Source organism: Pseudomonas sp. WS 5021 (assembly GCF_012985535.1).
GTDB lineage: Bacteria > Pseudomonadota > Gammaproteobacteria > Pseudomonadales > Pseudomonadaceae > Aquipseudomonas.
Window position 1 is genome coordinate 824,064 of the sequence record NZ_JAAQWP010000001.1, and the last position, 23,661, is coordinate 847,724.

Annotated in this window: 21 protein-coding genes; 14 read left to right on the forward strand and 7 right to left on the reverse strand. The window is 60.3% G+C overall.

What is annotated here, in order from left to right; translation table 11 throughout:
* Positions 1-276: 276 nt before the first annotated feature.
* Positions 277-1,656 carry an MFS transporter gene (locus HBO19_RS03770; RefSeq protein ID WP_169955172.1) on the forward strand — a complete coding sequence of 460 codons (1,380 nt, stop codon included), beginning with the start codon at positions 277-279 and terminating at the stop codon, positions 1,654-1,656.
* Between the two features lie 61 nt (positions 1,657-1,717).
* Here HBO19_RS03770 and HBO19_RS03775 read toward each other — a convergent pair whose 3' ends face one another.
* The 4 genes from HBO19_RS03775 to flgA all read right to left on the reverse strand — a co-directional run bounded on the left by HBO19_RS03775 (position 1,718) and on the right by flgA (position 4,302).
* Complete coding sequence (locus HBO19_RS03775) at positions 1,718-2,467, reverse strand: flagellar brake protein (RefSeq protein ID WP_169955173.1); 750 nt, start codon at positions 2,465-2,467, stop codon at positions 1,718-1,720.
* A gap of 95 nt (positions 2,468-2,562) precedes the next feature.
* Positions 2,563-3,030, reverse strand: coding sequence for a flagellar protein FlgN (locus tag HBO19_RS03780; RefSeq protein ID WP_170043774.1), 468 nt, complete (start codon positions 3,028-3,030; stop codon positions 2,563-2,565).
* Between the two features lie 48 nt (positions 3,031-3,078).
* Positions 3,079-3,396 carry a flagellar biosynthesis anti-sigma factor FlgM gene (gene flgM, locus HBO19_RS03785; protein ID WP_057960432.1) on the reverse strand — a complete coding sequence of 106 codons (318 nt, stop codon included), beginning with the start codon at positions 3,394-3,396 and terminating at the stop codon, positions 3,079-3,081.
* Between the two features lie 141 nt (positions 3,397-3,537).
* A complete protein-coding gene (gene flgA / locus HBO19_RS03790; RefSeq protein ID WP_169955175.1) occupies positions 3,538-4,302 on the reverse strand; it encodes a flagellar basal body P-ring formation chaperone FlgA in 765 nt (254 codons plus the stop codon).
* A gap of 81 nt (positions 4,303-4,383) precedes the next feature.
* Between flgA and HBO19_RS03795 the strand changes: the two genes are divergently transcribed.
* The 8 genes from HBO19_RS03795 (at position 4,384) to HBO19_RS03830 (ending at position 11,694) form a co-directional block, all read left to right on the forward strand.
* A complete protein-coding gene (locus HBO19_RS03795; protein WP_169955176.1) occupies positions 4,384-5,316 on the forward strand; it encodes a chemotaxis protein CheV in 933 nt (310 codons plus the stop codon).
* Positions 5,317-5,359: 43 nt separating this feature from the next.
* Complete coding sequence (gene cheR / locus HBO19_RS03800) at positions 5,360-6,187, forward strand: protein-glutamate O-methyltransferase CheR (protein ID WP_057439687.1); 828 nt, start codon at positions 5,360-5,362, stop codon at positions 6,185-6,187.
* A gap of 203 nt (positions 6,188-6,390) precedes the next feature.
* Positions 6,391-7,278, forward strand: coding sequence for a hypothetical protein (locus HBO19_RS03805; protein WP_170056924.1), 888 nt, complete (start codon positions 6,391-6,393; stop codon positions 7,276-7,278).
* Positions 7,279-7,514: 236 nt separating this feature from the next.
* Positions 7,515-7,922: a flagellar basal body rod protein FlgB gene (gene flgB / locus HBO19_RS03810; RefSeq protein ID WP_057439685.1), complete on the forward strand. Its 408-nt coding sequence runs from the start codon at positions 7,515-7,517 to the stop codon at positions 7,920-7,922.
* A 3-nt stretch (positions 7,923-7,925) separates the two neighbouring features.
* Positions 7,926-8,369 (forward strand): flagellar basal body rod protein FlgC, encoded by a 444-nt coding sequence (gene flgC, locus HBO19_RS03815; RefSeq protein WP_169955178.1) that lies wholly within the window; start codon positions 7,926-7,928, stop codon positions 8,367-8,369.
* A 16-nt stretch (positions 8,370-8,385) separates the two neighbouring features.
* Entirely contained in the window at positions 8,386-9,117 is a 732-nt protein-coding gene (gene flgD, locus HBO19_RS03820) for a flagellar hook assembly protein FlgD (RefSeq protein WP_170056925.1), read from the forward strand.
* Positions 9,118-9,148: 31 nt separating this feature from the next.
* Positions 9,149-10,468 carry a flagellar hook protein FlgE gene (flgE, locus tag HBO19_RS03825; RefSeq protein WP_169955180.1) on the forward strand — a complete coding sequence of 440 codons (1,320 nt, stop codon included), beginning with the start codon at positions 9,149-9,151 and terminating at the stop codon, positions 10,466-10,468.
* Between the two features lie 218 nt (positions 10,469-10,686).
* Positions 10,687-11,694, forward strand: coding sequence for a hypothetical protein (locus HBO19_RS03830; RefSeq protein WP_169955261.1), 1,008 nt, complete (start codon positions 10,687-10,689; stop codon positions 11,692-11,694).
* A 102-nt stretch (positions 11,695-11,796) separates the two neighbouring features.
* Here HBO19_RS03830 and HBO19_RS03835 read toward each other — a convergent pair whose 3' ends face one another.
* On the reverse strand, positions 11,797-14,688 hold the full coding sequence (locus HBO19_RS03835; RefSeq protein WP_170043770.1) for a ribonucleoside-diphosphate reductase subunit alpha: 2,892 nt from the start codon (positions 14,686-14,688) through the stop codon (positions 11,797-11,799).
* Positions 14,689-15,536: 848 nt separating this feature from the next.
* Between HBO19_RS03835 and HBO19_RS03840 the strand changes: the two genes are divergently transcribed.
* Both HBO19_RS03840 and HBO19_RS03845 read left to right on the forward strand, forming a co-directional pair.
* Positions 15,537-16,262 (forward strand): response regulator, encoded by a 726-nt coding sequence (locus HBO19_RS03840; RefSeq protein WP_170056926.1) that lies wholly within the window; start codon positions 15,537-15,539, stop codon positions 16,260-16,262.
* The gene (locus tag HBO19_RS03845; RefSeq protein WP_170056927.1) at positions 16,259-17,869 is read left to right on the forward strand and encodes an ATP-binding protein; all 1,611 of its coding nucleotides are present in this window, start codon (positions 16,259-16,261) and stop codon (positions 17,867-17,869) included. The genes HBO19_RS03840 and HBO19_RS03845 overlap by 4 nt, the downstream gene beginning before the upstream one ends.
* A gap of 83 nt (positions 17,870-17,952) precedes the next feature.
* On the opposite strand, the gene HBO19_RS03850 is transcribed toward HBO19_RS03845, so the two are convergent.
* Positions 17,953-18,669: a 4'-phosphopantetheinyl transferase superfamily protein gene (locus tag HBO19_RS03850; protein WP_170056928.1), complete on the reverse strand. Its 717-nt coding sequence runs from the start codon at positions 18,667-18,669 to the stop codon at positions 17,953-17,955.
* Positions 18,670-18,817: 148 nt separating this feature from the next.
* On the opposite strand from HBO19_RS03850, the gene HBO19_RS03855 reads away from it, so the two are divergent.
* A complete protein-coding gene (locus tag HBO19_RS03855) occupies positions 18,818-19,495 on the forward strand; it encodes a response regulator transcription factor (RefSeq protein WP_169955185.1) in 678 nt (225 codons plus the stop codon).
* Entirely contained in the window at positions 19,492-20,838 is a 1,347-nt protein-coding gene (locus HBO19_RS03860) for an ATP-binding protein (protein ID WP_170043768.1), read from the forward strand. Before HBO19_RS03855 ends, HBO19_RS03860 begins: the two co-directional genes overlap by 4 nt.
* A 105-nt stretch (positions 20,839-20,943) precedes the next feature.
* On the opposite strand, the gene HBO19_RS03865 is transcribed toward HBO19_RS03860, so the two are convergent.
* The gene (locus tag HBO19_RS03865) at positions 20,944-21,942 is read right to left on the reverse strand and encodes an AraC family transcriptional regulator (RefSeq protein WP_170043767.1); all 999 of its coding nucleotides are present in this window, start codon (positions 21,940-21,942) and stop codon (positions 20,944-20,946) included.
* A 334-nt stretch (positions 21,943-22,276) separates the two neighbouring features.
* Between HBO19_RS03865 and HBO19_RS03870 the strand changes: the two genes are divergently transcribed.
* Entirely contained in the window at positions 22,277-23,608 is a 1,332-nt protein-coding gene (locus HBO19_RS03870; protein ID WP_169955188.1) for a dicarboxylate/amino acid:cation symporter, read from the forward strand.
* The last annotated feature ends 53 nt before the right edge of the window (positions 23,609-23,661 follow it).

Below are 23,661 nucleotides of genomic sequence, written 5' to 3' on the forward strand. Positions count from 1 at the left end.
CCAGTGCCTTTGGGCTGGCTGGCGAGATATATTGTTAAAACCTTGTACCTCGCCCCCGGTCTGGATGCGTCTGACACGTAGCTGAACAGCGAAGGAACTGTTGGGTGCCAAGTTCATCGAAGGCTGCATGCTTCGGTGATCCCGAGGTTGTGCCGCTTGCTGGATCAAAATGCCCCTGGGTGCCTGTGTAGTTGGGTGCCTGGGCTTAACGACGCTTCGCCCTCAGGCTAGTGCGAATTGCCTGACACCCACTGCAAGGAGCCGCTCGGAACGCCGATGCGCCAGATCTGGAAATCTTTTCGAGCCCTTTATTTCGCCTCCTTGATGATGCTGATCGGCTCCGGCCTGCTCAGTACCTACCTGGCCTTGCGCCTGGCGGCGGATAACGTCGACAGCCTATGGGTCGGTGCGCTGATGGCGGCCAACTATTTTGGCCTGGTGCTGGGTGGCAAGATCGGGCATCGCCTGATCGCCCGCGTTGGTCATATCCGGGCCTATGCCACCTGTGCCGGGATTGTCGGTGCGGCGGTGCTGGGCCATGGCCTGGTGGACTGGCTGCCGGCCTGGATCGTGCTACGGATAATCGTCGGCCTCGGCATGATGTGCCAGTACATGGTGATCGAGAGCTGGCTCAACGAGCAGGCGGATGCCAAGCAGCGTGGCGTGGTGTTCAGCGGCTATATGATCGCGTCGTACCTGGGCCTGGTGCTGGGCCAGCTGATTCTGGTCATGCACCCCCAATTGGGGCTTGAGTTGCTGATGCTGGTGGCGCTGTGTTTTGCCCTGTGCCTGGTGCCGGTCGCCATGACCCGGCGTATTCACCCCGCGCCCTTGCATCCGGCGCCGATGGAGCCGCGCTTCTTTATCAAGCGCGTGCCGCAGTCTTTGAGTACGGTGTTGGGGGCGGGCCTGATCGTCGGCTCCTTCTATGGCCTGGCGCCGCTGTACGCGGCCCAACAGGGCTTGAGCACCGAGCAGGTCGGCCTGTTCATGGGTAGCTGCATTTTTGCCGGCCTGTTGGTGCAGTGGCCGCTGGGCTGGCTGTCCGATCGCTATGACCGCGCCTTGTTGATTCGCTGTTTCGCCCTGTGCCTGGCGGTGGCGGCATTGCCGCTGGCGATCATGACCCAGGTGCCGCTGGAAGTGCTGTTTATTGCCGGGTTCCTGTGCTCGTTGGTGCAGTTCTGCCTCTATCCGCTGGCCGTGGCATTTTCCAATGACCATGTCGAAGGTGATCGCCGAGTGTCGCTCACCGCGATGTTGCTGGTGACCTACGGGGTGGGCGCGAGTATCGGGCCGTTGCTGGCCGGCGTGGTGATGAAGCTGTTTGGCAACCAGATGCTCTATGCCTTCTTCAGCCTGTGCGCATTGATCCTGGTCTGGCGTATTCGCCCCAAGGCTGTGACTAACCTGCATCAGGTGGACGACGCGCCGTTGCACCACGTGGCCATGCCCGACAGCATGTCCAGTTCGCCATTGGTGGCAGCCCTCGACCCGCGTGTGGATGAGCAGGTGGTCCAGGACCAGATGCAAACCGCCGCGCCAGAGCCTGCGCCCGACGCAGAGCCGGAGATGGAGCCGCAGCCCGAGCCCGAGCCGCCGGAGCATCCTGACCCGGATGAACACCCGCATGACCTGAGCCGGGCCCGCCCCTGAAACAAAAAAACGGGCAGTTCCCAAGGGAGCTGCCCGTTTTTTTGTGCCTGTGGTTTGGCGCTTACATGTCGTCGTCTTTATCGAACCGTCGCGCCTCGCGCTGCAGCTGGTAGACAAACCGCTCAACCTGGCGCTGCACCAGGCCGCTCATGTTGTGAAAGCGCACACCGGCAAAGGTCGTGTTGATCCTTTCTTCGAAGTGCAGGTAGCGCAGCTCCACCGCCGTGGTCATGCTGCCGAAGGGCAGGGCGGCGATAAAGCGGTCGTACACCTGGCCCAGTTGCAGGCGCTCGGAGATATCACCTTCAAAGCGCAGCTTGCAGCCGGTGGCAGAGATATCCAGCAGCTTGCCACTGATAGGTGCCTTGAGTTTCTCGCCACCCAGTTCGATATTCACCAGTTGCGCCAGTTTCAATGCCGCGCGAAAGGCATTGCGGCGCTGATGGTAGACCACTTCTTCCGGCAGGCTGCCTTTATAGATGCGGTGGCCGTCCTTTGCGCCGATGGTCAGCGGGCCATTGCTGTCCCAGGCCACGCGCACGCCTTCGTGAAAGCCTTCGATACGAAATGCTTCGCCATTCTCCAGATAGCGTTCACCTTCGGGCGGGATCATTTCGTCCAGGCTCAGGGTCTTGCTGTCCTTGTCGACATCCACCAGGTAGCTTTGGAAGCGCTGGTTGCGTTCGTGGAAGGTGATGATCAGCGGGTCGTGGCTCTCTTGCAGCAGCCGCAGGGTGCTGGCAATTTCCAGAGGGGTGGTGAGGACCTTGGGGGGCTGCGGAGCATCTTCCGCGCTAAGGGTGTTGAACACGGTTCTTCCATCTCCAGACAAAATACGACTACACGCAAGAACCGGCATTTTGCCAGCATGTGGCACGCCTTGATAGGGCGCGCAATAAACCGGCGTCAGGCTTGGCTGAGGGTGCTGGGCTTGACCAGCCGTGAGGTGGAGCCCTGGGCGTTATACAGTGCTGGAGGTTCGCCGCCATGGAGGATGCGCAGCTGGTTGGCGGTGGTGGCTTGCTGCAGTTGGATCGACTGGCCATTGAGCACATTGGCTTGCTGGCAGTTGATCAACAACTCATTGAGCGCTGCGCTCTGGGCCAGCAACTGGTCGCCGACCGACGAGTGGCTGGCCAGTTGCTCCAGGCCGCTGTGATCAGCGGGCAGGCCCAGGCTGAGCAGGATCTGGCTGCGTTTCTGGCCGTGTTGTTCAAGCAGGATGATCAACGATTGCTTGCGTGCCAGGATATCTTCCAGCAGGCGCATATCGCGGCCGCACAGGGCTACGAATTCGTCTTGAAGCAGCTCCAGCAGGTGTTGCGCGGGAGCCAGGTCTTCAGTGATCAGGTGCAGCAGATTTTCGTCGTGCATGGCTGGCCTTGGGTTTTAAGCGTCCAAAAGCCTGGCGCAGGCCTTGGCCTAGCGCTCGGCTTTGATAATTTTGCCGGCTAAACGGTCGTTGTCGATCTGATAGCTGCCATCGGCAATCGCCTGTTTCAACTCGGCCACGCGGGCTTTATTGACAACTGGCTGATCGCGCAGCGAGTCCGTGATCTTCTGCAACTGTTGAGCCTCGTTGCTCAAATGCACCGATTCGCCACTTTGGGTCGAAGCGGTTTGTTCTGCCTTGGCGGGCAGTGCCGGGGCCTTGGCTTCAACGCTGTCCTTGGCCGCGTTGGTACGCGTGCCGCCGGGCGTTGCCTGGGCGCTGTTCAATCGGCTGAAATCAATGACCATGTTAAAAAACCTCTGGGTATTTGGACGCTTGCCATGTTTTCGGCCATACCCGGACAAACTTTAGGCTCGATCGACAATAAACCTGTGCACAGCGTGATCTCGGGCACAGTGTAGGAAAAGCCAGCGTCCCACGCCAGTGATCTATAGCGCGACCTCCACCTGGCCAGGCGCTGTTACCCGGGCCTTGATCACGCGCTTGGAGTTGAGGTTCTTCACGCGAATCTGTTCGCTCATCCCGCCATTGGCCAGGGCTTCCCCCGGCATTTTCACGTTCAGGCCGCCACTGCTGGCGGATATCACCACCTGGTCACCTTTGCGCACCACTTCTGCCTGTTCCAGGTGAACCAGGGTGATGACCTGGTCGGTTACCATTGGTCGGGTCAGTTTCTGCCCGACCGCCTGGTCCACGGAGGTGAGGTAGCCCTGGCTGATCTGGCTGATGTCCCGCTCGCGCAGGGCCACGTCTTCAAAGCCGATGATGCCGGTACGCTTGAGCGGGCGAGTAACGGTCACTACGTCACGAAACAACCGGACCTGGGCCGGCACGAACACGGTCCAGGGCGAACTGCCGTCGCAGCGCACGCGCACGGTCACGCGACCAATGGGCTGGGCTGGGCTTTCCAGGGAGCCTGTCAATTCCTTGTCGCACATGGGCATGCGCAAACGCGGGTCCAGTTGGTTGACCTGGATTTCATAACGGCCCGGTGTCTGGGTGCTCGCCAGATAATCTTCTACAGTGAACTCAAGAAAGCCTTGAGTGACGCCGATAAGCAGATCAGGCAAGGTGACGTTGTCGGCGTGGGCCTGGTGGCCTGCGCCCAAGGCAAGCAACGCCATCCAGGCGCAGAGTAATCTGCGGTACTGTGGCGAGCGAAGGCGTCGGGAAACTGTCGTTTTGATGTCCATGGCCAATAAAAAGCAAAGCGCGTGCCGTTTCGTGTTGGGGGCGCGTCGTACCCGTAAGTTTTGTAGCGTAGGAGTCTGGGCATGGCGGGTGTAATGGATTCAGTGAACCAGCGCACACAGCTGGTAGGGCAGAATCGCCTGGAGTTGTTGCTGTTTCGACTCGATGGCAAGCAGCTATATGGCATCAACGTCTTCAAGGTGCGGGAGGTGCTGCAATGCCCCAAGCTCACCATAATGCCCAAGTCCAACCCGGTGGTGTGTGGCGTGGCCAACATCCGTGGCTCGACGATTCCGATTCTTGACCTGGCGATGGCCACCGGTTCTGCCGGTTTGCAGGATCGCGAGAACCCGTTTGTGATCATCACCGAGTACAACACCAAGACCCAGGGTTTCCTGGTGCGCTCGGTGGAACGTATCGTCAACATGAACTGGGAAGAGATCCATCCACCACCCAAGGGCACCGGGCGCGACCACTACCTCACGGCAGTGACGCGGGTCGATAACCAGTTGGTGGAAATCATCGACGTGGAGAAGATCCTCGCGGAAGTGGCGCCGACGTCGGAGCATATTTCGGTGGGTGTGGTGGATGAGCAGACCCAGCAGAAGGCCGTGTCCCTGCGGGTGTTGACGGTGGATGACTCGTCGGTGGCGCGCAAGCAGGTGTCCCGGTGCCTGCAGACCGTCGGTGTCGAAGTGGTGGCGCTCAATGACGGCCGCCAGGCGCTGGACTACCTGCGCAAGCTGGTGGATGAAGGCAAGAAGCCGGAAGAAGAATTCCTGATGATGATTTCCGACATCGAGATGCCGGAAATGGACGGCTACACCCTCACGGCCGAGATACGCAACGACCCACGCATGCAAAAATTGCATATCATCCTGCATACTTCATTGTCCGGTGTATTCAACCAGGCAATGGTCAAGAAGGTCGGTGCCGATGACTTCCTGGCCAAATTCCGTCCTGATGACCTGGCATCCCGGGTCGTTGAACGGATCAAATCTGCAGATCACGGCTAGGGGCTTTCTCCCTGGCGGTCACACGAGTTAAGAGGCGGTTTCATTGTCTACGGGTAATTTGGATTTCGAACAGTTCCGGGTCTTCCTGGAAAAAGCCTGTGGCATATTGCTCGGTGAAAACAAGCAATACCTGGTATCAAGCCGTCTCAACAAATTGATGGAGCAGCAGGGCATCAAGTCCCTGGGCGAGTTGGTACAGCGCATCCAGGGCCAACCGCGCAGCGGGCTCAAGGAGATGGTGGTCGATGCCATGACTACCAACGAAACCCTGTGGTTTCGTGACACCTACCCCTTCGAGGTGCTCAAGAACAAGGTATTGCCCGAGGCCATCAAGGCTAGCCCTGGCCAGCGCTTGCGCATCTGGTCGGCGGCGTGTTCGTCTGGGCAGGAACCCTATTCGCTGTCGATGTCCATCGATGAGTTCGAACGGACCAACATGGGCCAGTTGAAGGCCGGGGTGCAAATTGTTGCCACTGACCTGTCCGGCACCATGCTGACCAACTGCAAGACCGGCGAATACGACAGCCTGGCCCTGGGCCGCGGCCTGTCCCCGGAGCGCCTGCAGCGTTACTTCGACCCCAAGGGCGCCGGGCGCTGGGCGGTCAAGGCGCCGATCAAGAGCCGGGTGGAGTTCCGCTCGTTCAACCTGCTGGACAGCTACGCCAGCCTTGGCAAGTTCGACATCGTGTTTTGCCGCAACGTCTTGATCTACTTCTCGGCTGAAGTGAAGAAGGACATCCTGCTGCGCATCCACGGTACGCTCAAGCGTGGCGGCTATTTGTTCCTCGGCGCGTCCGAGGCGCTGAACGGTTTGCCGGATCATTACCAGATGGTGCAGTGCAGCCCAGGCATTATCTACCAGGCCAAGTGATGGCTTGAGCCGAGCCGACGCAAAAGGGAGCCCCCAGGGGCTCCTTTTTTTTGTCCGGCGATCCTGGGGCGTGCCCTGCTGGAACTGATGTTTCCTTCCTCACCACCCAGCATTGGGTGGGCAAATTCAGCCCGCCCAATACGAAAAGTCGTGTTTGCGACGGTGGGATTGACTCTTCGTCGCGCTCACCAGGAGGAGGGTGTATGGGAAACGTTTCATCAGGGTACGGTCCGCAAGGCGCACGGTTTGCATTCGATTCTTCAGTTGAACAGCGGCGTATCGATGATCCCTTGGCGGGAAGAGGGCAGGCAGGTTCAAGGCCTGTATTTGGCGCCCATGGCCCCAGGCCGCCGGGTATGAATTTTGTCTCGGGTAATCCCAGGGCTTCGAGCCAGCCTTTCAATTATGGCGCTTATCCATCCGGCGGTAATTCTGCCCTGGCTCACAACAATTTTTTTCCTTCCAATAGCGCGACGCCGGGGAGAAAAACCGCGGATATTTTTGGCGGTTTTTTCCAGAGTGAAAACGGCAACTGCGCCACTATTTCAGCCATCAAGGCCTCAATGCAGCGTTTTGGCCAGAAACCGACCGATATCTTCAAGGACGTGAAGAAAACCGCCAATGGCTACCATGTCACCATGCGGGATGGGAAAACCGTGGATTTGACCCGGCAGGAACTGCAACAGGCCACCCAGCACGCCGGGCTCAAAGGAAGTGATCCCGCGATGATCAAGGACGCCAGCTTTATATACGCCGTCAGTGCCAAGCGGGCGCAGAACGAAAACCACGAAGGATCAGGGCACAGCTATGCCAAGGCCTTGGACTCTCTTAAAAACGGTGAGTACACCAAGGATGTGTTTGTCCGGTTGGGCCTGAAGGATCATGTCAGACAGGGGACTTTGCGCGACTTGCAAAGTGGCATGGTGGGTACGATAGACAAGGATGTGGGCGGTGCCGGTACCGCGCACTCGATGGCGGTAATTGGGGGAATGGAGGAGCGCTGGGGCAAAGTGGGACAGAGAGCCACGGCGGGCAAGATTTCCGATGGCAGGGGGCACGAATGGAAAGAGAACGTATTGGTTCTGACTTGATGGCACTCCTCCAGGCCACCTCCGCAGGAACCGGCAATCCGGCTCCTGCCGCTTTCTTTAAACGGCAATGCCCATTGCCGCTTTCCTGACGTTTCGCGGAAAAGCGTTGCCGCTTTTGCGCCATTGCCGCCGGCAATGCCTGCCTAACCCCTTGATTTATTGGGGTTGATAAACCTGGCATGGGGCTTGCTATAACCCTGTTACGAAAAGCAGGTCAGCCCCTAAAGGTTTCCGCCATGAGCATCAGCTTCGATAAAGCGCTCGGTATCCACGAACAAGCCCTGGGCTTCCGCGCCCAGCGTGCCGAAGTCCTGGCTAACAACATCGCCAACGCCGATACCCCGAACTACAAGGCTCGGGACCTGGACTTTGCCGCCGTGCTCGCCGCACAGAGCGACAAGACCAAGAACGGCTCCTTCGCCTTGAACATGACCAATAACCGTCATATCGAAGCCCAGGGCCTGAGCAGTGGCGATGAGTCGCTGATGTATCGCACGCCGATGCAGCCGTCGATCGACCAGAACACCGTCGATGCGCAGCTGGAGCAATCGAACTACGCCGAGAACTCGGTGAACTTCCAGGCCAGCTTCACCCTGCTCAACAGCAAATTCAAAGGGCTGATGTCAGCCCTGCGCGGAGAGTAAGCCATGTCTCTATCCAGTGTTTTCAATATTGCCGGTAGTGGCATGAGCGCCCAGACCACGCGTCTGAACACGGTCGCCAGTAACATTGCCAACGCCGAGACAGTGTCGTCGAGCATCGACCAGACCTACCGCGCCCGGCACCCGGTGTTCGCCACCATGTTCCAGGCCGGTCAGAACGGCGGCAGCGATTCGTTGTTCCAGAGCCAGGATGCTGCCGGCCAGGGCGTCCAGGTGCTGGGGGTGGTCGAAGACCAGAGCAACCTCGAAGCGCGCTACGAGCCCAATCATCCTGCCGCGAACGAAAAGGGCTACGTGTACTACCCCAACGTCAACGTGGTCGAGGAAATGGCTGACATGATTTCCGCCAGTCGCTCGTTCCAGACCAACGCGGAAATGATGAACACCGCCAAAGCCATGATGCAGAAGGTCCTGACCCTCGGTCAGTGATAAGGGGCGCTAAAGCATGTCTGTCACTAACGATGTGTCGAATCAGTCGACGATCCAGAGTCTGTTCGACTCCAAGGTCAAGGATGCCAAGTCCAGCCAGGGCAACCTGGCCGACACGGCCAAGGCGGCCTCGGGCAACCAGTCCCTGGGCAAGGATGCGTTTCTGCAACTGCTGGTTACCCAGCTCAAGAACCAGAACCCGCTGTCGCCCCAGGACAACGGCGCGTTCGTCGCGCAACTGGCGCAGTTCAGCAGCCTGGAAGGCATCAACACCCTGAACGACTCGGTGAACACCATCACCGGCAACTACAAGTCGTCGCAGGCGCTGCAAGCCTCGTCGCTGGTCGGGCGTTCGGTGATTATCGAAACCAACAAGGCCATGGTCGACACCAGCAAGAGCTTCACCGGCTCGGTCGCCGTGGGTTCGTCGGTGGGCAACGTCACCGTCAAGGTCACCGACAAGGACGGCAAGCTGGTCAAGACCATCGATCTGGGCGCCCAGAGCGCCGGCAAGTCGGACTTTATCTGGGACGGCAAGAACGAGGCGGGCGAGCAGCTGGATTCCGGCACCTACACCTTCGCGGCCAGCACCAAGAATGACGCTGGTGATTCGGTTGCCCTGAAAACCTCGCTGCCGGCCACGGTCACCAGCGTGACCTTGAGCCAGACTGGCGGCGAAATGCTGCTCAATCTTTCTGGCGGCATGGGCAGCATCAAGCTGTCGCAAATTCAGACTATCGGTACATAGAGCCGGCTAGATACGGCAAGAGGAGAGAAACATGTCTTTTAATATCGGCCTTAGCGGCCTCTATGCGGCCAACAAACAACTGGACGTGACCGGCAACAACATCGCCAACGTCGCGACCACTGGCTTCAAGTCGTCCCGCGCAGAGTTCGGCGACATTTATGCGGCGTCCCGCTTGGGCACTGGCAATAAAACCATCGGCACGGGCGTTAACCTGGCGGCGGTCTCCCAACAATTCACCCAGGGTGAAGTCAACGGCAGCGGTGGCGTGTTGGACATGGGTATCCAGGGCGGCGGCTTCTTCGTGCAGAAGGGTAGCGACGGCTCGCTGGAGTACACCCGTAATGGCTCGTTCCAGGCGAACAAGGACGGCTACATCACCAACAACACCGGCACCTCGCGCCTGCAGGGCTACGCTGCCGATGAAGATGGCAAAATCTCCAAGAGCGGCCTGACCGACCTGCGGATCAACCTGTCCAACTTGCCGCCCAAAGCGTCGACCAAGGTTGACTCCAGCAGCAACCTGAACTCCTCCAAGCCGGTGATCGACCAGACGACCAGCCCGTTTGATCCGACTGAAGCGAGCACGTTTACCGAGCAGTACGGCACCACGTTGTATGACACTCAAGGCAATGCCCATGAGATGGTGCAGTACATGGTGAAAACCGGCTCCAATACCTGGAAGTCCTACACCCTGATCGACGGACGCAATCCTGACGGTACGCCGGTCAAGGGCACAGGTGCGGTTGCGCCGGTGGCCTCCACGGTGACATTTGATACATCAGGCACGCTCAAGGGGATCGTCACTCCGCCAAGCACCGTATCCAACACCACCCTGACCATCAGCAACTGGAAGCCGGGCGTCATGGATAATGGCGTGTGGAACCCTGACAACGGGGCTGCTGCCAACCCGGGCGGTATTGCGATCAACATGTCCGATATCACTCAGTACAACTCGGCCAGCTACCGCAACCCGCCGATCACTGATGGCTATGCCACCGGCGAAATCACCGGGCTGAAAATCGACGGCAGCGGTGTGCTGTTCGCCACCTTCAGCAACCAGCAGAGCAAGGCCATCGGCCAGATCTCCCTGGCCAGCTTCAATAATGAGCAAGGCCTGCAGCCCGCAGGTGGCACCACCTGGAAAGAAACCTTCGCCTCTGGCCAGCCTGGCTACGATGCACCAGAAGCCGGGACCCTGGGCTCGATCGTGGCCAACTCCCTGGAGAACTCCAACGTCAACCTGACCAATGAGCTGGTGGACCTGATCAAGGCCCAGAGCAACTACCAGGCGAACGCCAAGACCATTTCCACCCAGAGCACCATCATGCAGACCATCATTCAGATGACCTGATGCGCTAGTGCTGCACAAGAAGCCCCTCCTAGGAGGGGCTTTTTTGTGGGCGTAGGAAAACCCAGCGCAGAGCATCAGGTAACGCGTTGAAATGCATGGGAAGGAACACTCCGCTCCTGCTTCGCCACTGATGGGGCCAGAGCCCTGTTGGCTCACCAATCTTGGGAGGGCGGAGCATGGAGAGTCTAGGGTGGTCCGCACCAGGTACGGGGCGCGTGATGTTCACACCGGCTGCGGCACCGACGGTGTTGCCTGCCGTTGGGCCTGCTGGCGAAGCGTCGACGGTCAAGACGTTGCTCAGCCAACTGTTCGATGCCGAGCAAGCCGGCAAGACTCAGACGGTGCAGGATCTGCGCGACAAGTTGAATGATCTGCGCCAGAAAATGGGTGACGAAAAATTCAAGGAGGCGCTAAACAAGCTGGGCGAGAGCGCGGATAGCAAGTTTCTCGAGTTTCTCAAGCGGATGCTGGACGAATGGTTTCCCAGTGATGACGTAGCGCCACCCAGCCCGCCATCGCCAAGAGGTGGCGGTGGCGGCGGCGGTAGAGTGAACCCTGCGGGGTTTGGCCCTGCCGAAAAAATGTCCGATAAGCCTTATACCAACGGGAGGAATTATTTCAACTACAAGCCTGATAACAGCAACCCCGGTCAAAAGCCGGGAACCGGTAAAGAATCGGGCAATATCTGGAGTGGTTTCAAGCAAGGGCCTGACGGCAATTGTGTGACGGTTTCCGCAATAAAGGCCGCCATGATGCGGTATGGCAAGGAGCCTACGGATGTGTTCAAGGAGGTTAAAGGGGCGGGCGATGGCTATGACGTGACGATGCGCGATGGATACAAGGTTCATTTTTCCAAGGAAGAATTCAAGGAGGCCGCAAAGGAGGCCCGATTCGAGGGAGATGATCCTTCGATGATAACGTCCGCCAACTTCATATTTGCCGCGAGCGCCAAGCGGGCCCAGATGGAAAACAACGATGGTAAGGCTGCGCGCAGTTTCAAGGATGCCATCAAGACCCTTAACGATGGAGAGTATTCGCGAGAGGGTTTGGACCGCATAGGGCTCAAGGGGCTTTACAGGCAGGCGACCGATGCCGACTTGAGGAACAGCAAGGTCGGGACGGTGGAGTACGGCGGCCATTCGATGGCGGTGATTAACGGCCGCATTGAGCTGTGGGGGCAGCGAGGCGGTGTGCCTGCATCGGGTATAGCCACCGTGTTGATCTAGTCTCGTACGAGGGTTTTTCCGGGCAAAAGAAAGCCCCCGATACACTTTGGGTGTATCGGGGGCTTTTCAGCCTTGGAGGGTTAGCCCCAGGGCGGGCTCAGCTTATTGGCAAGCTTCGCAATCCGGCTCGTCAATCGCGCAGGCCTTTGGCACTGGCGCCGGACCGGCTGGAGCAGCCAGCACCGAATCATCACCGTGGTTGCCGCTGGATACAGCGTTCAGCTTACCGGTGTTGATGGTCGACTTCTCGGTGCTGGTCGCGGCCAGGGCACGGAGGTAGTAGGTGGTTTTCAGGCCACGGTACCAAGCCATGCGGTAGGTCACGTCGAGCTTCTTGCCCGAAGCACCGGCGATGTACAGGTTCAGGGACTGGGCCTGGTCGATCCACTTCTGACGACGGCTGGCGGCGTCAACGATCCACTTGGTGTCCACTTCGAAGGCCGTCGCGTAGAGCTCTTTGAGTTCTTGCGGGATGCGCTCGATCTGCTGCACCGAACCGTCGTAGTACTTCAGGTCGTTGATCATGACCGAGTCCCACAGGCCGCGTGCTTTCAGGTCGCGGACCAGGTACGGGTTGATCACGGTGAATTCGCCCGACAGGTTCGATTTCACATACAGGTTCTGGTAGGTCGGTTCGATCGACTGCGACACGCCAGTGATGTTGGCGATGGTCGCGGTCGGTGCGATGGCCATGATGTTGGAGTTACGAATACCTTTCTGCACACGGGCACGTACCGGCGCCCAGTCCAGGGATTCGTTGAGGTCAACGTCGATGTACTTCTGGCCACGCTGCTCGATCAGGATCTGTTGCGAGTCCAGCGGCAGGATGCCCTTGGACCACAGCGAACCCTGGAACGTCTCGTAGGCGCCGCGCTCGTCGGCCAGGTCGCAGGAAGCCTGGATCGCGTAGTAGCTGACCGCTTCCATGGACTTGTCGGCGAATTCGACCGCAGCGTCCGAACCGTAGGGAATGTGCTGCAGGTACAAAGCATCCTGGAAACCCATGATCCCCAGGCCGACCGGACGGTGCTTGAAGTTGGAATTCTGCGCCTGTGGCACCGAGTAGTAGTTGATGTCGATAACGTTATCGAGCATGCGTACGGCGGTGTTGACGGTGCGTTCCAGCTTGGCGGTGTCCAGCTTGCCGCCCACGATGTGGTTCGGCAGGTTGATCGAGCCCAGGTTGCAAACGGCGATCTCGTCCTTGTTGGTGTTCAAGGTGATCTCGGTGCACAGGTTCGAGCTGTGGACCACGCCCACGTGCTGCTGTGGGCTGCGCAGGTTGCACGGGTCTTTGAAGGTCAACCATGGGTGGCCGGTTTCGAACAGCATCGACAGCATCTTGCGCCACAGGTCTTTGGCCTGGATGGTCTTGAACAGCTTGATCTTGCCTGGGTACTGGGACAGGGCTTCGTAGTACTCGTAGCGCTCTTCGAAGGCCTTGCCGGTCAGGTCGTGCAGGTCTGGTACTTCGGACGGCGAGAACAGGGTCCACGGGCCGTCATCGAAGACGCGCTTCATGAACAGGTCAGGGATCCAGTTGGCGGTGTTCATGTCGTGGGTACGACGACGATCATCACCGGTGTTCTTGCGCAGCTCGATGAACTCTTCAATGTCCATGTGCCAGGTTTCCAGGTACGCACACACTGCGCCTTTGCGCTTGCCACCCTGGTTTACGGCTACAGCGGTGTCGTTCACTACTTTGAGGAACGGTACAACGCCCTGGGACTTGCCGTTGGTGCCCTTGATGTACGAACCCAGTGCACGAACCGGAGTCCAGTCATTGCCCAGGCCGCCGGCGAATTTGGACAGCATGGCGTTGTCATGGATCGCGTGGTAGATGCCCGACAGGTCATCCGGCACGGTAGTCAGGTAGCAGCTCGACAGCTGTGGACGCAGGGTGCCGGCGTTGAACAGGGTCGGGGTCGACGACATGTAGTCGAAGGACGACAACAGGTTGTAGAACTCGATGGCACGGTCTTCTTTGTTCTTCTCTTCGATCGCCAGGCCCATGGCCACGCGCATGAAGAACACCTGCGGCAGTTCGAAGCGGATCCCGTCCTTGTGGATGAAGTAACGGTCATACAGGGTTTGCAGGCCCAGGTAGGTGAACTGTTGGTCACGCTCGTGGTTGATGGCCTTGCCGAGTTTTTCCAGGTCGAAGGTGGCCAGGATCGGGTTCAGCAATTCGAATTCGATACCCTTGGCGATGTAGGCAGGCAGGGCCTTGGCATACAGGTCGGCCATTTCGTGGTGGGTAGCGCTCTCGGCGACTTTCAGGAAACCCAGGCCTTCGGCACGCAGGGTGTCCATCAACAGGCGGGCGGTGACGAACGAGTAGTTCGGCTCACGCTCAACCAGGGTACGGGCGGTCATCACCAGGGCGGTGTTGACGTCGGTCAGGGCCACGCCGTCGTACAGGTTCTTCAGGGTTTCACGCTGGATCAGGTCGCCGTCGACTTCTTCAAGGCCTTCGCAGGCTTCGGTGATGATGGTGTTCAGGCGGCCCAGGTCCAGGGGCGCGAACGAACCATCAGCCAGGGTGATGCGGATCGACGGGTGAGCTTGCACGGCTTCGGCGGACGGTGCGTGTACGGCACGTTCCTTGGCACGCGAATCACGGTAGATCACGTAGTCGCGGGCCACTTTCTGCTCGCCGGCACGCATCAGGGCCAGTTCGACCTGGTCCTGGATTTCTTCGATGTGAATGGTGCCGCCCGAGGGCATGCGACGCTTGAAGGTCGCGGTGACTTGTTCGGTCAGGCGGGCAACGGTGTCGTGGATACGCGACGAAGCGGCAGCGGTGCCGCCTTCAACTGCAAGAAACGCTTTGGTGATGGCGACGGTGATTTTGTCATCGGTGTAAGGAACGACAGTGCCGTTACGCTTGATCACGCGCAATTGGCCGGGCGCGGTGGCGGACAGATCCATATTCGAATCAGCGCCCTGCGGCACGGAGCCTTGCGGGTTCTCGCGAGTTGTGTCGGTTTGCATGGGGGGTTGTCTCCACATTCTATATTTATTTGGGCACCATCACGGTGCCCACCGTTCCGTCCTGAAGCACTTACAACAGGCCTTGGCCTGGCATAACAACCTCGGGACAGGAGGAAGGGAGCTGTTCGCGCCGCTTCCATGCCGAAGTCTTCGGCGCCGAGCCTTGGGCTCTTTGCCGTATTCCTGAGTGGGTGTGGTTCGTATTGCAACACCCGTACCGCTTTCTCCCCTTCGGGCTTGAAAACAGCAGCCATCCGCGTGCGCGGTTTGGGCTTTCGAAAAAGGTTTAAGTTCCACCAAACAGGAGCAAGAAAGCACTTGAGTTTCTTGTCTGATTTGTGTTTGGTCTTTTCGCTTGAAACCCTACATGTAGGGTTTTTTTGGCGACGAGGTACAAGATAATGCGTTTTGGGGGGCTTAGCAACGCACTACCTGTGGATAACGCTGTGGGTAAAATGTGTATGAAAGGTAGAACCACCGTGTAGGCCGCAGTACTGCTGCATCGCACCGTTTGTCACCGAATATTCCAAGCTGAAAACACCCGGTTGGATTTTTGCGGGCGCGAACCCTATCACAAAAAAACGCGATCACCGAATGCATTTCCTGGCTTGTGTTTGAGGGTTGGGCCATGGCTACAATCGGCCTTTTATTCCTACACGGTTATGCCCTTTGTGCATGACAAATTAGGTATGGCTGGCGAAGATCCAAATGTGGGGGCGGGCTTGCCCGCGATAGCAGTGTGTCAGGCAACATATCTACTACTGATCCACCGTTATCGCGGGCAAACCCGCTCCCACATTTGGAACTGCGCAGTCCGGACAAATCCCTTATAAAAACGAGGACCACCCGTGGAGCAAGAAGCCTGGCAGGTACTGATTGTCGAGGATGACCAGCGTCTGGCTGAGTTGACCCGTGACTACCTGGAAAGCAACGGCCTGCGGGTCGCCATAGAGGGCAACGGCGCCCTGGCGGTGGCGCGGATCATTGCCGAGCAGCCGGACCTGGTGATCCTCGACCTGATGCTGCCCGGCGAAGACGGCCTGAGCATCTGCCGCAAGGTGCGCGAGCGCTACGACGGGGTGATCCTGATGCTCACCGCGCGTACCGACGACATGGACCAGGTCCTGGGCCTGGACATGGGCGCCGATGACTATGTATGCAAACCCGTGCGCCCGCGCCTGCTGCTGGCGCGGATCCAGGCCTTGCTGCGGCGCAGCGAAAGCGCCGAGCCCGCTGCCGCGGAAAAACAGCGGCGCCTGCAATTCGGCCCGTTGGTGGTGGACAACGCCTTGCGCGAAGCCTGGCTGCACGACGGCGGTATCGAGCTGACCAGCGCCGAATTCGACCTGTTGTGGCTATTGGTGGCCAATGCCGGGCGCATCCTGTCCCGGGAAGAGATCTTCACCGCCCTGCGCGGGATCGGCTACGACGGCCAGGACCGCTCCATTGACGTACGCATCTCGCGGATCCGTCCGAAAATCGGCGACGACCCGATCCACCCACGCCTGATCAAGACCATTCGCAGCAAAGGCTACCTGTTCGTCCCCGAAGCTTGCTCCGATATGCTGTCGTGAACTCGATCTTCCTGCGCATCTATGGCGGCATGTGTGCGGCGCTGATCCTGGTGGCCCTGCTCGGCGTCCTGGCCCTGCATCTGCTCAATGAGGTGCGCAGCGGCCAGTACCGCGAGCGCCTGGCCCACGGCACGTTTGCCCTGATGGGCGACAACCTGCAACCCATGAGCAGCATCGAGCGCCAGCGCGCCCTGGCAGTGTGGGAGCGTTTGTTGGGGATTCCCTTGCAATTGCAGGCGGTGGCGGATGCCCGCCTGGACCTGAGCCAGCGCAATCGCCTGCAGCGGGGCCAGGTCCTGGTGGAGCAGACCGGGCCCCATGCGGCCCGGGTGTTGCGCCTGGTCAGTGAAAAAGAGCAACTGCTGCTCACCGGCGAAGTGCAGCAGATCAGCGAGCAACTGGCCCGGGCCACCATTTATTTGCTGGCCGACGAACTCGTGCGGTTTCCGGTGGCCGAGCAGCCGCAACGGTTGGCAGACCTGAAGGAGGCCAAGGGTTTCGGCTTTGAAATGCACCTGCTGAAACCGAACGAAGCCGACATGGACGAGGACCAGCGGCGGCGCGTGGCTGAAGGCGACACGGTGATGGCCCTGGGTAAGGGCGGCGACTCGATCCGCGTGTTTGCCGGCATGGTCGGCACGCCGTGGGTCCTGGAAATCGGTCCGCTGTACCAGATGAACCCTTACCCGGCGCAATGGCTGGTGCTGATCGCCTTGATCGGCCTGACCCTGATCGGCCTGATCGTGTATTTGCTGGTGCGCCAGCTGGAACGCCGCCTGCGCGGGCTGGAAGCGGCCGCCACGCGCATCGCCAAAGGCAACCTGGAAGCCCGGGTGCCGGCGCGCGGTGCCGACTCGGTAGGGCGCCTGGCATCGGCCTTCAACGGCATGGCCGAGCACTTGCAGCGCCTGCTGGCGATCCAGCGCGAACTGGTGCGCGCGGTGTCCCACGAACTGCGCACGCCGGTGGCGCGCCTGCGTTTTGGCCTGGAGATGATCGGCGAAGCCGCCACCCCCGAAGCCCGGCGTAAATATATGGAAGGCATGGACAGCGATATCCAGGACCTCGACGGCCTGGTGGACGAGATGCTGACCTATGCCCGCCTGGAGCAGGGGTCGCCGGCCTTGAGTTTCCAGCGGGTCGACCTGAGTGCCTTGCTCGACCAGGTGATCGGCGAGTTGGCGCCCCTGCGGCCGGGGATCGACGTGGCGCGGGGGGTGTGCCTGTCATCGGCGCACCTGGACGGGGCCTGGGTCGATGCCGAGCCGCGCTATCTGCACCGCGCCCTGCAAAACCTGGTGAGCAATGCCATGCGCCATGCCCAGTCGCGGGTGCTGATCAGCTACCAGGTGGGCCAGGTGCGTTGCCGTATCGATGTCGAAGACGATGGCCCAGGGGTTCCGGAAAGTGCCTGGGAGCGGATCTTTACCCCCTTCCTGCGCCTGGATGACAGCCGCACCCGGGCCTCGGGCGGGCATGGCCTGGGCTTGTCGATTGTGCGGCGGATTATCTACTGGCACGGCGGGCGGGCGTTGATCAGCAAGAGCAACAATCTGGGGGGCGCGTGTTTCAGCCTGAGTTGGCCTCGGGATCAGGACAAACCTTGAGACCGACATCCCAGGCAAGCCCCACATTTTGATGGGTGAACACCGTCAAATGTGGGAGCGGGCTTGCCCGCGATAGCTATCTATCAGGCGCCGATAGCCACCACACTCAACAACTGCCCCTCATGCACCACAAACTGCGCCTCCAACTCCTTGCCATAACACCACTCACTGGACAACTCCGTCAGCAACCGCAGGCGCAGCGAGCCTGTCTCAGACCACTCCAGCACCTCGGCATGCTCAAAATAGAAGCGCTTGTGCACAATCGGGTAGAGCGCCTTGAACAGGCTCTCCTTGGCCGAAAACGTCAGGGTCACGCACTGCGCAATCTGCTCCCGTAGCCCGGCGGCCATGCGTTGCATCTCATCGGCGGTCAGGATTTCCCCGGCCAGGCGCTCGGCCCGTTCCAGGGGCAGCAGGTTTTCCAGGTCCATGCCCAGCCCGCGCCATTGCGCCTTGTGCCCGACGATAGCCGCTGCATGCCCCGTGCTATGGGTGATCGAGCCGCTGATATGAGCGGGCCAGACCGGCGCGCGGTCCTCACCGATGGCGGGGATGCAGTCCAGGCCTTCGAGCCGTTGCAAGGCACTGCGGGCGCACAGCCGTCCGGCCAGAAATTCCGCCTGCCGCTTGGCCACCGAACGCTGGATACTGGCCGGTGGCGGCACGGCGCAGCGCTGGAAGTCACCGGCCTCGAGCAGTTTGGGTTCGAAACGGGTGCTCAGGAACACCGTGCCGGGCAAGGCGACGGGCAGCGGCCAATGATCATCAAGTGGGGTGCAGCAGGCGGGTATCAGGTTCATGGCGGCTATTCTGCACGGGGCGGCACACACCTGGGTAGCCCGCCGGTTCAGACTGTGTTCAGTTCAACGGCCGTAAACTGCACAAGCATACCTTCAGGGCCGCTATGATGTTTCCCTGCGGGACAGTGGATTGGCCTTGGAGAGCGTTATGAAATTGTTGGTTGTCGAAGATGAGGCGTTGTTGCGCCATCACCTGTTGACCCGTCTTGGCGACAGCGGCCACGTGGTCGAAGCCGTGGCCAACGCCGAAGAGGCGCTGTACCAGACTGGGCAATTCAATCACGACCTGGCGATCATCGACCTGGGCCTGCCCGGCATGGGCGGCCTGGACCTGATCCGCCAACTGCGGGCCCAGGCCAAGACCTTCCCGATCCTGATCCTGACCGCGCGTGGCAACTGGCAGGACAAGGTCGAAGGCCTGGCCGCCGGGGCCGACGACTATGTGGTCAAGCCCTTCCAGTTCGAGGAACTGGAGGCACGGATGAACGCACTGCTGCGCCGCTCCAGCGGTTTTACCCAATCGACCATCGTCGCCGGCCCGCTGCTGCTGGACCTCAACCGCAAGCAGGCGTCCCTCGACGAACAGCCCCTGGCGCTGACGGCCTATGAGTACCGGATCCTCGAATACCTGATGCGTCATCACCAGCAAGTGGTGGCCAAGGACCGGTTGATGGAACAACTCTATCCCGATGACGACGAGCGCGACCCGAACGTGATCGAGGTGCTGGTCGGCCGTCTGCGTCGCAAGCTCGAAGGCCCGGCCGGGTTCAAGCCCATCGATACCGTGCGCGGCCTGGGCTACCTGTTTAACGAGCGCTGCCGTTGATCCGTTCGCTCCGTGTGCGCCTGATGCTGGCGGCCACCACCCTGGCCGTGTTGTTCATGCTGGCGCTGTTGCCGGCGATGCAGGGCGCGTTCAGCCTGGCGTTGCAGGATTCCATCGAGCAGCGCCTGGCGTCGGATGTGACCACACTGATCTCTGCCGCGCGGGTTGATAACAACCGCTTGCTGATGCCGGCGCAGTTGCCGGACGAGCGCTTCAACCTGACCGACAGCCGCCTGCTGGGCTACATCTATGACCGCGAAGGCCACCTGGTCTGGCGTTCGCGGGCGACCCGCGAAGAAAACATCAACTACCGCCCGCGCTACGACGGGCGCGGCAATGAGTTTGCGAAGATTCGCGAGGCCAACGGCCAGGAATTCTTCGTGTATGACGTCGAGGTCAAGCTACTGGGGGGCAAGAGCGCGGCGTTCAGTATCGTCGCCCTGCAACCGGTGCGCGAATACCAGGTGACCCTGGAAGGCCTGCGGGAAAACCTCTACCTGGGCTTCGGCGCCGCCTTGCTGGTGCTGTTGAGCCTGCTGTGGATCGGCCTGACCTGGGGCTTGCAGGCCTTGCGCCGGCTGAGTCAGGAGTTGGATGAAATCGAAGGCGGCACCCGCGAAAGCCTCAGTGAGCAACACCCGCGGGAGCTGCTGCGCCTGACCGGCTCCCTCAACCGCTTGCTGCACAGCGAGCGCGAGCAGCGCACCCGTTACCGTGACTCCTTGGACGACCTGGCCCACAGCCTGAAAACCCCGCTGGCGGTGTTGCAGGGCGTGAGTGAAGACATGGCCCAGCGCCCCCAGGACCTTGAGCAGGCGAGGGTCCTGCAGTCGCAGATCGAGCGCATGAGCCAGCAGATCAGCTACCAGTTGCAGCGCGCCAGCCTGCGCAAAAGCGGCCTGGTGCGCCACCAGGTGCGCTTGCGGCCGGTGCTGCAAAGCCTGTGTGACACCCTGGACAAGGTCTACCGCGACAAACGCGTGCGGGTGTCTTTCGCGTTGCCGGAGCAATGCGACGTGCCCATCGAGCAGGGCGCCTTGCTGGAATTGCTCGGCAACCTGCTGGAAAACGCCTACCGCCTGTGCCTGAGCGAAGTGCGCGTGACCCTGGATGAAGGTGCCGATGGCGTGCGCTTGTGCATCGAAGACGACGGCCCCGGCGTGCCCCCCGACCAGCGTGCGCGGATCCTGCAGCGCGGCGAGCGCCTGGATCGCCAGCATCCGGGGCAGGGGATCGGGTTGGCGGTGGTCAAGGATATTATTGAAAGCTACGGCGCGCGGTTGACCCTGGGGGATTCGCCTTTAGGAGGCGCGGCGTTCAGGATTCATTTTCCGGCGCTGTGATCTTTGTTGATTCGCCGGCCCTATCGCAGGCAAGCCAGCTCCCACATTTTGATGTGTGAACACAATTAAATGTGGGAGCTGGCTTGCCTGCGATGGGGCCCGACCTCAACTCTCCTGCGCCCGATAAGCCCCCGGCGTCACCCCCGTCCACTTCTTGAACGCCCGATGAAACGCCGACGGCTCGGAAAACCCCAGCTGCTCGGCAATCTCCTGCAACGACAGATCCGCCCGCCCCAGATGAAAAATCGCAATATCGCGGCGCAATTCGTCCTTGAGTGCCTGGAAGCTGGTGCCTTCGTCACGCAAATGCCGGCGCAGGGTCTGGGGGCTGATGTGCAGGTGCTGCGCCACGGCCTCCAGGTCTGGCCAGGGCGTGCGGTCGCGGCTCAGCAGGCGGCGTAACTGGCTGCGCAGGCTGTCGCCTTCGTCTGGCCGGGACAGCAGGTCGGCGGGTGAGCGTTCGAGGAAGAGCTTGAGGGTGCGCTCATCCTGTAGCAGAGGCAGGTTCAGGTAGCGGCAGTGGAACAGCAGGCTGCTGCTGGACGCGCTGAACACCAGAGGGCAGGGGAACAGCAGGTCGTATTCGCTGGCATGGGCCGGCATCGGGTAGCTGAAGGTTGCCTGCTCCAGGCGGATACGCTGGCCAATCAGCCAACTGCCGAGGCGATGCCAGATCACCAGCAGGCTTTCGCTCAAGAAATGATCCGGGTCCCACAGTTGCGAGTCATCCAGGCTCAGGCGCGCCATGTCGCCTTCACGGCTCAGGCGCCAGCGTGGCCCCTGGGGGAACAGGCTGTAGAACAGCAGCCCGCGCTCCAGGGCCTTCTCCAGGGTGCGGCAGTGAATCAGTGCGTGGCACATCATGGCAAAGGTGCCGCGCTTGCTCGGCCCATCGGCGAAGCCCAGGTATTCGTCATCCAGGGCCAGCCACAACCGCTGCAACAGTTGCGTGAACTGCTCCGGCGCGATGCGCGCGCGGGGTTCTGCCAGCAGTTCCGGGGTAATCCCCAGTTGCTGCAACAGCGTCGAGCAGTCGTAGCCGGCCCGGCGCGCGCCGCCCAGGGCGGCGCGGGCGTAATGACTGGCGATGGTGCGTTCGCGCATGCAGGGGCCTCGTCCATTGAGTGGCCGATGGTAGCCATCGTGCTGTGGGTGGACAAGGCGGATATCCGCCAAATTGTAGGACGAGATCGGATCGCTGGGCGGATATCCGCCACCTGTCGTCATCTGCAAAACCACCGCTGATAGCCATCAACCCCCATGGTTTGCGGGCTCCAGGGCTTTTGAGGAAAGTGGCACGCCGTTTGCGATAAGGATTACAGATCTGCCAGCCAGCAGCTCGCCAAAACAAATCCCTCCAGTGCAGGAGGGTTCGCAATTCAAGTGTCGTGGGCAATGGCGGATATTTGCCCCACGGGACTCTTGAGGAAACTTTGCAATGACGACTCGTCAGCCGTTCTACAAAACCCTGTATTTCCAGGTAATCGTTGCCATCGTTATCGGTATCCTGCTCGGTCACTTCTACCCGCAGACCGGTGTGGCCCTCAAGCCATTGGGTGACGGCTTTATCAAGCTGATCAAAATGGTCATCGCCCCGATCATCTTCTGTACCGTGGTCAGCGGCATCGCCGGCATGCAGAACATGAAGTCGGTGGGCAAGACCGGCGGCTACGCGCTGCTGTACTTCGAAATCGTCTCCACCATTGCCCTGCTGATCGGCCTGGTCGTGGTCAACGTGGTGCAGCCAGGCGCTGGCATGCACATCGACGTTGCGACCCTGGACGCTTCGAAAGTCGCGGCCTACGTCACTGCCGGTAAAGACCAGAGCATCGTCGGCTTTATCCTCAACGTGATCCCCAACACCATCGTCGGCGCCTTCGCCAACGGCGATATCCTGCAAGTGCTGATGTTCTCGGTGATCTTCGGTTTCGCCCTGCACCGCCTGGGTGCCTACGGCAAGCCGGTGCTGGACTTCATCGATCGCTTCGCCCACGTGATGTTCAACATCATCAACATGATCATGAAGCTTGCGCCAATCGGTGCCCTGGGCGCCATGGCGTTCACCATCGGTGCCTACGGTGTCGGCTCGCTGGTGCAACTGGGCCAGTTGATGATCTGCTTCTACATCACCTGCGTGCTGTTCGTGCTGGTGGTCCTGGGTGGCATCTGCCGCGCCCACGGCTTCAGCGTCCTGAAACTGGTGCGCTACATCCGTGAAGAGCTGCTGATCGTCCTCGGTACTTCCTCCTCCGAGTCCGCACTGCCGCGCATGCTGATCAAGATGGAACGCCTGGGTGCCAAGAAGTCGGTTGTAGGCCTGGTGATCCCGACGGGCTACTCCTTCAACCTCGACGGTACTTCGATCTACCTGACCATGGCTGCCGTGTTCATCGCCCAGGCGACTGACACCCACATGGACATCACCCACCAGATCACCCTGCTGCTGGTGCTGTTGCTGTCCTCCAAAGGCGCTGCGGGCGTGACCGGTAGTGGCTTTATCGTCCTGGCCGCAACCCTGTCGGCGGTTGGCCACCTGCCGGTTGCCGGCCTGGCGCTGATCCTCGGTATCGACCGCTTCATGTCCGAGGCCCGTGCCCTGACCAACCTGGTCGGTAACGCCGTGGCGACCATCGTCGTCGCCAAGTGGGTCAAGGAACTGGACACCGACAAGCTGCAAAGCGAGCTGGATTCCGGCGGTACCGGTATCTCCGAAACCCGCGAACTGGATGACCTGGGCGTGGCCGAAGGCCCAGCACCAGCGATCAAGTAAACGCTGGCGCAGTCCTGAAAAACCCATCTTCGGATGGGTTTTTTTATGGGCGC